Genomic DNA, 12,774 nt, shown 5'->3' on the forward strand with positions numbered 1-12,774 from the left:
CCCCTTTTCACGCCCACTGAGCCCTCGCCATGCCCAGCGAAAGCACTGCTGCGCCTGTACGCTTCTCAGCAGGTACCGCGGCGCCCCGCACTGCGGTACCTGCCGGCGCTTGCGACTGCCACGTGCATGTGTACGACAGCGGCTTTCCCACGGCTCCGGGAGCCAAGCTGCTGCCGCCCGATGCGTCTGCGCAGGACTACCGCGCGCTGCAGCAGCGCATAGGCACCACCCGCGTGGTGCTGGTGACTCCCTCCACCTACGGCACCGACAACCGCAGCATGCTCTGTGGCCTGGCGGCATTGGGCGCGATGGGGATCGAGGCGCGGGGTGTTGCCGTGATCGACGGCACTGAGGGTGATGCCGAGCTGCAGCGCTTGCACGCCGCCGGTGTGCGCGGCGTGCGGCTCAACCTGTCGCTGGGCGTGTCGGGTACGGTGGATGCGCTGGAGCCGTTGGCGCACCGCATCGCGCCACTGGGCTGGCACCTGCAACTGTTGATGGCACCTGACCTGCTGGCGGCGCGGGCCGACGTGCTGCGCCTGCTGCCCGTTCCGCTGGTGTTCGATCATTTTGGCCGCCTACCTCCCGCGCAGATGGGGCAGGGCGCGCATGCGCTGCTGCTGGAGCTGCTGCAGGGCGGGCGGGCGTGGATCAAGCTCTCTGGTGGCTACATCGTGAGCGCCACCCACCGCGTGGACGACCCCCTGCTCGACCCATTGGCCGCCAGCTACCTGCGCTGCGCGCCCGAGCGCGTGGTGTGGGGCAGCGACTGGCCCCATGCCACGGCCACCGCCGGCGTACACCCGCTGCCCGACGACGCATTGCAGATCGACCGCCTGGCCGAGTGGGCCCGGCAGTCGCCCCAGCCGGGCGGGGCCACCACGCTGCAGCGCGTGCTGGTGGACAACCCTGCAGCGCTGTACGGCTTTGCGTCCGTGACGCCCACGGCGCGGGCCCTATCGATTTCCGCTCCCTTTCCGACGACCTGAGAGACACGCCATGACCGCATCGACCAACACATCTCCATCTTGCCGCCGCGTGCGCCGCCACCTTCTCGCTGCGGTGGCAGGCGCAATGCTGCTGAGCCCGCTGTTGGGAGGCCCCGCGCTGGCCCAGGGCGACTGGCCGGCTGGCCGGGTCATCACTTGGGTCGTGCCCTACCCCCCGGGCGGCAGCACCGATGTGCTCGGCCGCAATGTGGCGCAGCGCGTTGGCGCGGCGCTCTCCACCAACGTGATCGTGGACAACAAGGCGGGCGCCACCGGCACCATTGGCGCGGCCTTTGTTGCCAAGGCCGCGCCTGACGGCTACACGCTGCTGGGCACCTCCATCGGCCCGCAGGCGATCGCACCGCACCTCATGGCCAAGCTGCCGTACGACCACATCACAGCGTTTGAGCCGGTCGTCACCATCGGCACCATCCCGCACATCCTGGTGGTGGGGGCCAACCAGCCCTTCAAGACCGTGGCCGACTTGCTGGCGGCCGCCAAGGAGCAGCCGGGCAAGCTAGCGTTCGCCTCGGGCGGCAACGGCACCATCCTGCAGATGCAGGGCGAGCTGCTGCAGCAGCAGACGGGCGCGCGCTTCATTCATGTGCCCTACAAGGGCGACACCCCCGCGCTGCAGGACACGCTGGCCGAGCAGGTGCAGTTCATGTTTGCTCCGGCCGCCGCAGCGCTGCCGCATGTGCAGGCGGGCAAGCTGCGTGCGCTGGCCGTCACTTCGGGCCAGCGCCTGAAGGCTTTGCCCGCCGTGCCCACGATGGGCGAGGTCGGCATGAAGGACTTCGTGGTCGAGCAATGGCAGGCCGTGTTTGCCCCTGCCAAGACCCCCGCTGCCGTGGTGCAGCGCCTGAACCAGGAAATCAACAAATCCCTGAAAGATCCCGCCGTGCTTGCCCTGGCGGACAAGCTGGGCGTGACGCTGGTGGGCGGCACTCCCCAGCAGTTGGCAGATCTGCAAAAGGCCGACTCGGCCAAGTGGGCCAAGGTCATCAAAGACGGAAACATCAAGGCCGACTGAGCACTTCTCGCACCCCCATTTTTCTTCTTCATTGACTCCTTCAACCGGACCGATCCCATGAGCCAACTCCCAGAAATCATCCGCACCATCGACCGCGTCAGCGCCGACGTCGTGGCCCAAGCCGCCACCTACCAAGCCGCCATCCTGGCCGACGTAGCGGGCCGCCGCGGCACCATGCACGGCCGCGTGGCGCCTGTGCACCAGAGCATGAAGGTGGCTGGCCCCGCCTTCACCGTGGAAGTGCGCCCTGGCGACAATCTCATGATCCACGCCGCCATCGCCCTGGCCCAGCCCGGCGATGTGCTGGTGATCGACGGCAAAGGCGACCAGACCGCCGCGCTGATGGGCACGCTGATGCTCAGCGCCTGCAAGAAGCGTGGCCTGGCCGGCGTGATCGTGGACGCCGCCATCCGCGACAAGCTGGAAATTCTGGAACTGGACTTCCCCGTGTTCAGCGCGGGCTTTAACCCCGCAGGGCCCACCAAGTACGTGCCCGGCCGCATCAACCACCCCATCAGCGCCGGTGGCGCGGTGGTGAACCCCGGTGACCTGGTGGTGGGCGACGCCGATGGCGTGGTCGTCATCGAGCGCGAGAAGGCCCCCGCCATGCTGGCTCTGGCAGACAAAAAGGTGGCCGACGAAGCCGCCCGCATCGAAGCCATTGCCCGTGGTGACACCGCGTCGAAATGGCTGCCTGCCGCCCTGCGCGCTGCGGGCGTTTTGAAGGAAGGGGAATCGCTGTGAACCCAATCATCATCGTTACAGGCGCCGACCTGGCGCAACAAGCCCTGGATCTGCTCACAGGCTACGAGATCGTCTACGCAGGCAAGACGCCGACGGAAGAGGACATGGTGGCCCTGTGCGGTGCGCACAACCCCGTGGCCATCATCGTGCGCTACGGCAAGGTGGGCGCTGCGGTGATGGACGCGGCCCCCGCGCTCAAGGTCATCTCCAAGCACGGCAGTGGCACCGACACCATCGACAAGGTAGCCGCCAAAGCCCGTGGCATTGAAGTGGTGGCCGCCGTGGGCGCCAACGCCGCCGCCGTGGCCGAGCAGGCCCTGGCCCTGCTGCTGGCCTGCGCCAAATCGGTGGTGGCATTGGATGCGCGCATGCACGCTGGCCACTGGGACAAGGCCACGCACAAGAGCCTGGAGCTGGGCGGACGCACGGTGGGCCTGGTGGGCCTGGGCGCCATTGGCCTGCGCTTTGCCAAGATGGCCGACGCCCTGGGCATGCGCGTGATCGGCTTTGACCCGTTTGCGAAGAGCCTGCCGGACTATGTGCAGAGCGTGGACCTGGACACGATCTGGCGCGAATCCGATGCGGTGTCTTTGCACTGCCCGCTGACTGAGGAGAACCGCAACCTGCTGAACGCCGCCACGCTGGCGCAGTGCAAGCGCGGCGTGATCGTGGTGAACACGGCACGTGGCGGCCTGATCGACGAGGCCGCACTGCTGGCCGCCGTGCGCTCGGGCCAGGTCATGGCCGTCGGGCTCGACAGCTTTGCGGTGGAGCCCATGACGGCGGGCCACCCCTTCCAGGGCGAGAAGAACTTCATCCTCAGCCCCCACATCGGCGGCGTGACGAGCGATGCCTACGTGAACATGGGCGTGGGCGCAGCGAAGAACCTGCTGGCTGTGCTGGCCCGTGCATCGCACGCAGTAGCCGTCGCCTGAGCGCTGGCCTGCCACAAGAACATGACCGGGCAGGGTGCCCGGCCGCACAGGAGACAACAGACCATGGCATGCAATTTCAAGAAAAATAGGCCTCTTGCGCTAGTCAATCATGCGCTGGCAGCTATTGTTTTAGTAGCGTCTAGCGCCGCCCACGCACAAGCAGGTGCGGCAGGCTACCCCACCAAGCCCGTGAAGCTGGTGGTGGGCTTTGCTGCAGGCGGCCCCACCGACGTGGTGGCGCGTGCGTTTGCCGACCACGCCAGCCGCGCGCTGGGCCAGCCCTTCATCATCGACAACAAGCCCGGCGCGGGCACCATCATTGCCGCGCAGGCTGTGGCCAGCGCCCCGGCCGATGGCTACACGCTGCTGTTTGGCGCCACCAACCACACCATGATTCCGGCGCTGTACCAGGGCCGCGTCAAGTTTGATGCGGTGAAGTCCTTCCGCCCCCTGTGCACGGTGGCCAGCAGCCCCACAGTGTTGGTGGTGGCCCCCAGCCTGCCGGTGAAGACCCTGGCCGACTACCAGGCCAAGGCCCGTGCCGAGCCCGGACGCGTGACGGCAGGAACGGCGGGGGTGGGCAGCTCAGGCCATTTCGCCACCGAGGTGTTTGCGCGCGCCCAGGGCCTGCAGCTCAACCACGTGCCCTACAAGGGCGCCGCGCCGGTGGTGACAGACCTGATGGGCGGCCAGCTCGACAGCTCGTTCGCAACCTTGGGCTCGGTGCTGCCGCAGATCCAGAGCGGCAAGCTGCGAGCGCTGGCCGTGGGCGCGCCCAAACGCTCCGCCCTGGTGCCCGATGTGCCCACATTTGCCGAGGCAGGCGGTGGCAACTACGCTGCCGACGTGTGGTACGGCGTGCTGGCCCCGGCAGGCTTGCCCGAGCCCATCGCCCAAGCGCTGGAGCGCACAGCGGCCGACTTTGCCAAGAGCGAATCGGCCACCGACAAGCTGCGCGGCCTGGGGCTGGATGCCGAATCGGTCTGCGGCAACGCCTTTGCCACCCGCGTGGCCCGCGAAGTGACCACCTATAGCCAGATTGCCAAGGCGCTCGACCTCAAAGCAGATTGAGCGGCCCTGTTGTAGAACCCAGAACTGATTGGAGACACCGATGCTTCGCTTCCTCAAACCCCTGATCGCCGCCTGCGCCCTGGCTGCTGGCGTGGCCCACGCCTTTCCTGACCGGCCCATCACCATCGTCGTACCCTACGCCCCCGGCGGTGCGGCCGATGCCGTGGCCCGTGTGGTGGCCACCCGCCTGGGTGCCAAGCTGGGCGGCAGCGTGATCGTGGACAACAAGGCCGGTGCCAGCGGCACCATTGGCGCGAGCTTTGTGGCCAAGGCCCCGGCAGATGGCTACACCATGCTGTACGACGCCACGCCGTACTCCATCAACCCGCACCTGTTCCCCAAGATGCCGTATGCCGCCAACGCACTGCAGCCGCTGTCGCTGGTGCTGCTGGCGCCCAACGTGCTCATCGTGAAGGCCGATGCGCCCTACAAGAACGTAGGCGAGCTGATTGCCAAGGCCAAGGCACAGCCGGGCAAGATCAACTTTGCCTCGGGCGGCAGCGGCACGGTGCAGCGCCTCGCGGCGGAGCTGATGGCGCAGAAGCTGGGCCTCGATATGGTGCATGTGCCCTACAAGAGCGGCGGCCCGGCCATCACCGATGTGATGGCAGGCCAGGTGGACTTCATGTTCGGCACCGTGGCGGCCACCTACCCGCATGTGGCGGGCGGCAAACTGCGCGCGCTGGCTGTGTCGGCCCCTGAGCGCTCCAAGCGCCTGCCTGATGTGCCCACGGTGGCCGAAGCTGCCATCCCCGGCTACGAGGCCTATGAGTGGAACGGCGTGTTCCTGCCCGCAGGCGTGCCCGCCCCCATCGCCACCAAGCTGCAGCAGGCTCTGCAAGACGTGCTGAAGGAAGATGAAGTGAAGCAGCGCCTGGCCGACCTGGGCGCACAGCCCGTGGGCTCCACACCCGCAGACTTTGCCGCCTTCTTGAAAAAGGAAGACGCGAAGTGGGGCGAGGTGGTGAAGAAGGGCAATATCAAACTCGACTGACCCATGCCCCAGCCAGCGCTTACCACGCCCGTGCCGTACTCTGTGGGCCTGAACCGCCCGCAGCGCCCGTTGCCGCCCGGCGCGTGCGATAGCCACATGCACATCTTTGACCCGCGCTTTGCGCCGTCAGCCCACTGGCCACGCACGCCGCCGGTGGCACCCGTGGCGGCGTACCGGCAGTTGCAGGCGCGCCTGGGCACCACCCGTACGGTGGTGGTCACGCCCTCCACCTACGGCACCGACAACGCCTGCACGCTGGATGCGCTGGACCAACTGGGCGCCGATGCGCGCGGTGTGGCCGTGGTGGGAGAGGGCGTGAGTGCTGATGAACTGGCCCATCTGGCCGCACGCCGGGTGCGCGGGCTGCGGGTCAACTTTGTCTCGCCCCAATCGTGGGGCACCACCACGCCCGCCATGCTGGCCACGTTGGCCCGCAAGCTGGCCGAGCACCCGGCCTGCGCGGGCTGGCATCTCCAGATCTTTGCGCACCCCGAGCAACTCATCGCACTGGCGCCCCAGTTGCAAACCCTGCCCGTGCCCCTGGTCATCGACCACCTGGGCCGCATCGACCCGGCTGAAGGCCCCGCTGCGCAGGCCTATGGCGTGGTGCGTGGCCTGCTCGATGGGGGCAACACCTGGGTCAAGCTCTCGGGTGCCTACATGCGCTCGACCGTGCATGGCCCCAGCTACGCCGACACGCTGTCGCTGGGCCAGGCCCTGGTGCAGGCTGCGCCCGACCGCCTGGTGTGGGGCAGCGACTGGCCGCACACCACCGAGACGCCCGGCACCGTGAACGATGCCGATCTGGTGGACCTGCTGCAGGCCTGGGCTGGCAGCGATGCCGCCATGGACCGCATCCTGGTCGACAACCCGGCGCGGCTGTATGGTTTCGATACCGCCGCCCCCGCCTGAACGAATTGGAAAGCCCCCGCCATGTTTTTGCTGCAAGCCCCTGAGGTCCGAGACCTCGACGTCTTCACCACTATGCCCGAGCACTTTCGCCGCCGCGAGCGCAGCGACTGGGCCGACGCCAACCGGGGCGGCACCATCACCGATTCGTTTCTCGAAGGCCCGGTGTTCGACGACGCTGGCAACCTCTACGTCAGCGACATCCCCTGGGGCCGCGTCTTCCGCATCAACCCCCAAGGCGAATGGGCACTGGTGGCCGAGTACGACGGCGAGCCCAACGGCCTGAAGTTCTTGAAGCCCGGCACGCTGCTCATCACCGACTACAAGAACGGTTTGATGCAGCTCGACGTGGCGACGGGCGCCGTCACCCCGTACCTGCAGCGCCGCAACAGCGAGCGCTTCAAGGGCGTGAACGACCTGATCTTTGACGCCGAAGGCAACCTCTACTTCACCGACCAGGGCCAAAGCGGCCTGCACGACCCGAGTGGCCGCCTGTACCGCCTGCGCCCCAACGGCCAGCTCGACTTGCTGCTGCACAACGTGCCCAGCCCCAACGGCGTGGCCCTGTCGCCCGATGGCCGCGTGCTGTATTTGGCCGTGACGCGCGGCAACTGCGTGTGGCGCGTGCCGCTGCTGCCCGATGGCAGCGTGGCCAAGGTCAGCCAGTTCTTCACCTCGTATGGCCCCAGCGGCCCTGACGGCCTGGCCATGGATGCCGAAGGCCGCTTGCTGGTGGCCAACCCCGGTCTGGGCTATGTGTGGGTGCTGAACCACCGGGCCGAACCGGTGCAGGTGCTGCGTGGTGTGCCGGGCAGCTCGACCACCAATCTGGCGTTTGGCGGGGCAGGGCGCACCACGGTGTATGTCACCGACTCGACCCATGGCCGCATCCTGCGGGCTGACATGGGGGCCCCTGGTCTGCCGCTGGCTCACTTGCGTTGAAGTGGCCGCCTGTTTCGTGAGTCCACGGGGCACATTGAAATCAATGAGGTGAGGGTGTTTTATTGAAAATGGCTATTGATACGATTCAATCGATTCAATTTACCTGTCATCGTTTGCTTCCTACTATCTGTCCTGTCGATACGTTTTGCCGACGCGCTTTCACAGGAGATGACCCATGACGACAGAAGCCAAGTGCCCCTTTGACCACACCAAGGCCGCGCCCACGGGCCCCCGCAATGCCGACTGGTGGCCCAATCAGCTCAATCTCCGCCCCCTGAACCAGAACTCGCCGCTCACCGACCCGATGGGTGACGGCTTCAACTACGCCAAGGAATTCAAGAGCCTGGACTTGGCCGCCGTGAAGACCGATCTGCGCGCGTTGATGACCGACTCGCAGGACTGGTGGCCCGCAGACTTTGGCCACTATGGCCCGCTGTTTGTCCGCATGGCCTGGCACAGCGCGGGCACCTATCGCCTGGCAGACGGCCGTGGTGGCGCTGGCGCAGGGCAACAGCGTTTTGCTCCGCTCAACAGCTGGCCCGACAACGCCAACCTGGACAAGGCGCGCCGCCTGCTCTGGCCGGTCAAGCAGAAATATGGCCGCAAAATTTCGTGGGCCGATTTGATGATTCTGGCGGGCAACGTGGCACTGGAATCCATGGGCTTCAAGACCTTCGGCTTTGCGGGCGGCCGCCCCGATGTGTGGGAGCCGGACGAGAACGTGTATTGGGGCGCCGAATCCACCTGGCTCGGGGGCGACAAGCGGTACAGCGGTGAGCGTGACCTGGCCAACCCTCTCGCGGCGGTGCAGATGGGCCTGATCTACGTGAACCCCGAAGGCCCGAACGGCAACCCCGACCCGATTGCCGCCGCGCGCGACATCCGCGACACCTTTGCCCGCATGGCCATGGACGATGAAGAGACCGTGGCACTCATTGCCGGGGGCCACACTTTTGGCAAGACCCACGGTGCTGGCGATGCCGCGCTGGTGGGCAAGGAGCCCGAAGGTGCAGGCATCGAGGAGCAGGGCCTGGGCTGGAAGAGCGGCCATGGCTCAGGCAAGGGCGGCGACACGATCACCAGCGGCCTGGAAGTGACCTGGACCACCACGCCCACGCAGTGGAGCAACAACTTCTTTGAAAACCTGTTCGGCTACGAATGGGAGCTGACCAAGAGCCCGGCAGGGGCGCACCAGTGGACGGCCAAGGGCGCGGCCGCGACGATCCCGCACGCCCACGATCCGTCGAAAAAGCTGGTGCCCACCATGCTGACCACCGACCTGTCGCTGCGCTTTGACCCGGCCTATGAAAAGATCTCGCGCCGCTTCCTGGCGCATCCCGAGCAATTTGCCGACGCGTTTGCGCGCGCCTGGTTCAAGCTGACGCACCGCGACATGGGTCCCCGTGCGCGTTACCTGGGAGCCGAGGTGCCCGCCGAAGTGCTGATCTGGCAAGACCCAGTTCCCGCCGTGGATCACGCTCTGGTCAACGCGCAGGACATCGCCGCGCTCAAGGCCAAGGTGCTGGCATCAGGCCTGTCCGTTTCGGAGCTGGTGTCCACAGCCTGGGCCTCCGCTTCCACGTTCCGTGGCGGCGACAAGCGCGGCGGCGCGAATGGCGCGCGCATCCGTCTGGCGCCGCAGAAGGACTGGGCCGTGAACCAGCCTGCACAGCTGGCCAAGGTGCTGGGTCAGCTCGAACCCATCCAGCGCGACTTCAATGCCGCGCAGACCGGCGGCAAGAAGATCTCGCTCGCTGACCTGATCGTGCTGGCCGGTGGCGCCGCCGTTGAGGCCGCAGCGAAGAATGCCGGGCAGGAGGTGACTGTGCCTTTCACCCCCGGCCGCACCGATGCCTCGCAGGAGCAGACCGATGTACCGTCGTTCGAGGTCATGGAGCCTGTGGCCGATGGCTTCCGCAACTACGTGCGCCCCGGCCTGGAAGGCGCCGTGGCCGAGCTGCTGGTGGACCGCGCCAACCAACTCACGCTGACGGCGCCCGAGATGACGGCGCTGGTGGGTGGCTTGCGCGTGCTGGGTGCCAATGTGGGGCAGGCGGCCCATGGTGTCTTCACGCAGCGCGTCGGTACCTTGAGCAATGACTTCTTTGTGAACCTGCTCGACATGCGCACCCAATGGCAGAAGTCGGCGAGCTCAGCCGGTGTGCTGGAAGGCGTGGACCGCAGCACTGGAGCCAAAAAATGGACCGGCACGGTGGCCGACCTGGTGTTTGGCTCCAACTCCGTGCTGCGCGCGCTGGCCGAGGTCTACGCCAGCAGCGATGCGCAGGCGGTGTTTGTGCAGGACTTCGTCAAGGCTTGGACCAAGGTAATGAACCTCGACCGGTTTGACCTGGCCGCAGGCGGCGCCAACGCCTGATCTCAAGGTTTCTGCTCCATGCCGTCCAAGGACGGCGTTGGGTGAACCGAACATGCCTTGATCGAGCCCGGTGCGTGCACTGCACGCGCCGGGTTTTCTGTTCTGTGGTTTTCAGGACGGCAGTCCCGCGCGTGCTCGCTACCATCAGGCCTTGATGTTTCAACCTTTCAAGGAGAGTGCGCGTGACAGCAACCCCGTCCAAAGACTACGAAAAAGGCCTGGCCACCCGCCGAGAGGTCATGGGTGACGATTTTGTGGACCGTGCGCTGGGCAACGCCACATCCTTCACGCAGCCCATCCAGGAATACATCACGCGCAATGCGTGGGGCGATGTCTGGCAACGGCCCGGACTGGATCGCAAGACCCGCAGTCTCATCACCGTCTCCATGCTGATCGCGCTGGGCAAGCAGCATGAGCTCAAGGGCCATGTGCGTGGCGCGCTGAACAATGGTGCCACCGCTGAGGAGTTGCAGGAGGTGCTGCTGCACGCCAGCGTCTACTGTGGCCTGCCGACGGCGGTCGAAGCGTTTCGCACCGCCGCTGAAGTCATCGACGATCCGACCAAGTAGGCAGAAAAGCGGTAGGGCAGCCCGCTGGTGGCCGGTTCAGCCGCCAGCGAGCAGCTTGTGCACCAGGTCGGCGGCGGTGGACGCGTTGTACTTGCGCATGAGGCGCGCGCGGTAGATCTCCACGGTGCGGTGGCTGATCTCCAGCGCCCGGCCGATTTCCTTGGAGGTCAGCCCTTCCAGCAGCCGGGCAGCCACTTCCCGTTCGCGGCCCGTCAGCTCGGCCTTCACGGTTCGCTGCGAACTCAGGTCCTCAAAGCTCCAGATGCCCGATTCGTGCGGGGCATCGCGATTGAGTGCGCGGCCTGACACATGGCACCAGAACACTTCGCCGTTGGCGCGCTTCATGATGCGGTTGTCCGCATAGTGGCCCTTGGCATTCAGGATGGGCTCCATGTGGGCACCGAGCCGCTCATATTCGTCGGCGCTGGGATAGAGTATCTGGAAAGACTGGCCGATCAGCACCTCGCGCGAGGCGCCGAACATCTCGCAGACATGGCGATTGCAATCGACCATGGTGCGGTTGCGCGACAGCACCAGCCCCACGGGGGCCATGTCGAAAGCCAGTCGGTAATCCACGTCCATAGTGCTAATCTTTACGGAAAACTACTTATTTAAGTACGTAGTATCGTAGCGCATCCCATTCATAAGGAGATCGTGGTGAACAAGTTATTCCCCTCCGCAGCCGAGGCCCTGAAGGGCGTGGTTGCAGACGGCCAACTCATGGCTGTAGGCGGTTTTGGGTTGTGTGGCATTCCTGAGGCCTTGATCGACGCGCTGCGCGATTCGGGCGTGAAGAACCTCACCGTGATCTCCAACAATGCGGGCGTGGATGGCTTTGGCCTGGGCAAGCTGCTCGAAACCCGCCAGATCAAGAAAATGATCTCTTCGTATGTGGGCGAGAACAAGGAGTTCGAGCGCCAGTACCTGGCCGGCGAACTCGAGCTGGAATTCACCCCCCAAGGCACGCTGGCAGAAAAGCTGCGTGCTGGCGGCGCGGGTATTCCGGCCTTCTTCACCAAGACCGGCGTGGGCACCATCGTGGCCGAGGGCAAGGAGCTGCGCGAGTTCGACGGCGAAACCTACGTGATGGAGCGCTCGCTGGTGCCCGATGTGTCGCTGGTCAAGGCCTGGCGTGCCGACAAGTCGGGCAATCTGCAGTTCCGCTTCACGGCGCGCAACTTCAACCCCGCTGCGGCCACGGCCGGCAAGATCACCATTGTGGAAGTGGAAGAGGTGGTGGAAACCGGCGCCATTGCGCCCGACCAGATCCATCTGCCCGGCATCTATGTGCACCGCATCGTGCACAACGCCACGCCCGAAAAGCGCATTGAAAAGCGCACCATCACCGAAAAAGCGGGCGTTTGAGCCGCTGCCGCACAACCGTACAGAACAAGCTGGAGAAGTATCTATGTCGTGGAGTCAAGACCAAATGGCGGCCCGTGCCGCCCATGAACTCGAAGACGGCTTTTATGTGAACCTGGGCATTGGCATTCCCACGCTCGTGGCCAACTTTGTGCCGGCCGACAAAGAGGTGTGGCTTCAGTCCGAAAACGGCATGCTGGGCATTGGCCCGTTCCCCACCGAAGACGAAGTGGACGCCGACCTGATCAACGCCGGCAAGCAGACCGTCACCACCATCAAGGGCTCGTCCATCTTTGGCAGCGACCAGTCGTTCGCCATGATCCGTGGCGGCAAGATCAACCTGTCGATCCTGGGCGCCATGCAGGTCAGCGAAAAGGGCGACCTGGCCAACTGGATGATCCCGGGCAAGATGGTCAAGGGCATGGGCGGCGCGATGGACCTGGTGGCTGGCGTCAAACGCGTGATCGTGCTCATGGAGCACGTGGCCCGCAAGAAGGACGGCACTGAAGACCTGAAGATTCTTCCCCAATGCACGCTGCCCCTCACGGGCGTGGGCGTGGTGGACCGCATCATCACCGACCTGGCCGTCATGGACGTAACTCAGCAAGGCCTGAAGGTGGTGGAGCTGGCTCCTGGCGTGACCTTCGAGGCCCTGCAGGCCAAGACCGGGGTCACGCTGATCCCATAAGCCATTGCGCTACGTGTGCAGAGACGTAGCAAAAAGGCCGGGGCCCCTCACAGGGCCCCGGCCTTTTGCATTTGCATTGGCACTTCTCACAAAGCCCTCATGCCGTGCGCATGGGGCCTTGGCAATTACATGGCGTTGCCGATTTCGCCTGCGGAGATCTT

The 12,774-nt window shown here is 65.7% G+C and carries 13 protein-coding genes; 12 read left to right on the forward strand and 1 reads right to left on the reverse strand.

Annotated features, from left to right (window positions below; genetic code table 11):
• Nucleotides 1–29 precede the first annotated feature (29 nt).
• The 10 genes from ASD94_RS07165 (at nucleotide 30) to pcaC (ending at nucleotide 10,563) form a co-directional block, all read left to right on the forward strand.
• Complete coding sequence (locus ASD94_RS07165) at nucleotides 30–989, forward strand: amidohydrolase (RefSeq protein WP_056640608.1); 960 nt, start codon at nucleotides 30–32, stop codon at nucleotides 987–989.
• A gap of 10 nt (nucleotides 990–999) precedes the next feature.
• Nucleotides 1,000–2,022, forward strand: coding sequence for a tripartite tricarboxylate transporter substrate binding protein (locus tag ASD94_RS07170; protein ID WP_056640610.1), 1,023 nt, complete (start codon nucleotides 1,000–1,002; stop codon nucleotides 2,020–2,022).
• 57 nt (nucleotides 2,023–2,079) lie between these two features.
• A complete protein-coding gene (locus ASD94_RS07175; RefSeq protein WP_056640613.1) occupies nucleotides 2,080–2,766 on the forward strand; it encodes a diguanylate cyclase in 687 nt (228 codons plus the stop codon).
• Nucleotides 2,763–3,701, forward strand: a complete 939-nt coding sequence (locus ASD94_RS07180) for an NAD(P)-dependent oxidoreductase (RefSeq protein ID WP_056640616.1) — start codon at nucleotides 2,763–2,765, stop codon at nucleotides 3,699–3,701. Before ASD94_RS07175 ends, ASD94_RS07180 begins: the two co-directional genes overlap by 4 nt.
• 63 nt (nucleotides 3,702–3,764) lie before the next feature.
• Nucleotides 3,765–4,772: a tripartite tricarboxylate transporter substrate binding protein gene (locus tag ASD94_RS07185; RefSeq protein ID WP_056640619.1), complete on the forward strand. Its 1,008-nt coding sequence runs from the start codon at nucleotides 3,765–3,767 to the stop codon at nucleotides 4,770–4,772.
• A gap of 40 nt (nucleotides 4,773–4,812) precedes the next feature.
• Complete coding sequence (locus tag ASD94_RS07190; RefSeq protein WP_056640621.1) at nucleotides 4,813–5,766, forward strand: tripartite tricarboxylate transporter substrate binding protein; 954 nt, start codon at nucleotides 4,813–4,815, stop codon at nucleotides 5,764–5,766.
• A gap of 3 nt (nucleotides 5,767–5,769) precedes the next feature.
• Nucleotides 5,770–6,678 carry an amidohydrolase gene (locus tag ASD94_RS07195; protein WP_056640622.1) on the forward strand — a complete coding sequence of 303 codons (909 nt, stop codon included), beginning with the start codon at nucleotides 5,770–5,772 and terminating at the stop codon, nucleotides 6,676–6,678.
• A 21-nt stretch (nucleotides 6,679–6,699) separates the two neighbouring features.
• Nucleotides 6,700–7,617 (forward strand): SMP-30/gluconolactonase/LRE family protein, encoded by a 918-nt coding sequence (locus ASD94_RS07200; RefSeq protein ID WP_056640625.1) that lies wholly within the window; start codon nucleotides 6,700–6,702, stop codon nucleotides 7,615–7,617.
• 175 nt (nucleotides 7,618–7,792) lie between these two features.
• A complete protein-coding gene (katG, locus tag ASD94_RS07205; RefSeq protein WP_056640628.1) occupies nucleotides 7,793–9,994 on the forward strand; it encodes a catalase/peroxidase HPI in 2,202 nt (733 codons plus the stop codon).
• Nucleotides 9,995–10,176: 182 nt separating this feature from the next.
• Nucleotides 10,177–10,563, forward strand: a complete 387-nt coding sequence (gene pcaC / locus ASD94_RS07210) for a 4-carboxymuconolactone decarboxylase (protein WP_082576794.1) — start codon at nucleotides 10,177–10,179, stop codon at nucleotides 10,561–10,563.
• A gap of 36 nt (nucleotides 10,564–10,599) precedes the next feature.
• Here the strand turns inward: pcaC and ASD94_RS07215 are convergent, their stop codons facing one another.
• The gene (locus ASD94_RS07215) at nucleotides 10,600–11,145 is read right to left on the reverse strand and encodes a PAS and helix-turn-helix domain-containing protein (protein ID WP_056640630.1); all 546 of its coding nucleotides are present in this window, start codon (nucleotides 11,143–11,145) and stop codon (nucleotides 10,600–10,602) included.
• 75 nt (nucleotides 11,146–11,220) lie between these two features.
• Here ASD94_RS07215 and ASD94_RS07220 point away from each other — a divergent pair, with 75 nt between their 5' ends.
• Together ASD94_RS07220 and ASD94_RS07225 are read left to right on the forward strand one after the other, a co-directional pair.
• Nucleotides 11,221–11,928, forward strand: coding sequence for a CoA transferase subunit A (locus tag ASD94_RS07220; protein ID WP_056640632.1), 708 nt, complete (start codon nucleotides 11,221–11,223; stop codon nucleotides 11,926–11,928).
• A gap of 43 nt (nucleotides 11,929–11,971) precedes the next feature.
• Nucleotides 11,972–12,613: a CoA transferase subunit B gene (locus ASD94_RS07225; RefSeq protein ID WP_056640636.1), complete on the forward strand. Its 642-nt coding sequence runs from the start codon at nucleotides 11,972–11,974 to the stop codon at nucleotides 12,611–12,613.
• Nucleotides 12,614–12,774: the final 161 nt, after the last annotated feature.

Origin of the sequence: Acidovorax sp. Root70 (genome assembly GCF_001428225.1) — a bacterium.
GTDB lineage: Bacteria > Pseudomonadota > Gammaproteobacteria > Burkholderiales > Burkholderiaceae_C > Acidovorax.

Excerpts from the sequence above, each read along its gene's own strand:
- ASD94_RS07165 (WP_056640608.1), top strand. The coding sequence starts at position 30 with ATGCCCAGCGAAAGCACTGCTGCGCCTGTACGCTTCTCAGCAGGTACC.
- ASD94_RS07170 (WP_056640610.1), top strand. The coding sequence starts at position 1,000 with ATGACCGCATCGACCAACACATCTCCATCTTGCCGCCGCGTGCGCCGC.
- ASD94_RS07175 (WP_056640613.1), top strand. The coding sequence starts at position 2,080 with ATGAGCCAACTCCCAGAAATCATCCGCACCATCGACCGCGTCAGCGCC.
- ASD94_RS07185 (WP_056640619.1), top strand. The coding sequence starts at position 3,765 with ATGGCATGCAATTTCAAGAAAAATAGGCCTCTTGCGCTAGTCAATCAT.
- ASD94_RS07190 (WP_056640621.1), top strand. The coding sequence starts at position 4,813 with ATGCTTCGCTTCCTCAAACCCCTGATCGCCGCCTGCGCCCTGGCTGCT.
- ASD94_RS07195 (WP_056640622.1), top strand. The coding sequence starts at position 5,770 with ATGCCCCAGCCAGCGCTTACCACGCCCGTGCCGTACTCTGTGGGCCTG.
- ASD94_RS07200 (WP_056640625.1), top strand. The coding sequence starts at position 6,700 with ATGTTTTTGCTGCAAGCCCCTGAGGTCCGAGACCTCGACGTCTTCACC.
- katG (WP_056640628.1), top strand. The coding sequence starts at position 7,793 with ATGACGACAGAAGCCAAGTGCCCCTTTGACCACACCAAGGCCGCGCCC.
- ASD94_RS07215 (WP_056640630.1), bottom strand. The coding sequence starts at position 11,145 with ATGGACGTGGATTACCGACTGGCTTTCGACATGGCCCCCGTGGGGCTG.
- ASD94_RS07225 (WP_056640636.1), top strand. The coding sequence starts at position 11,972 with ATGTCGTGGAGTCAAGACCAAATGGCGGCCCGTGCCGCCCATGAACTC.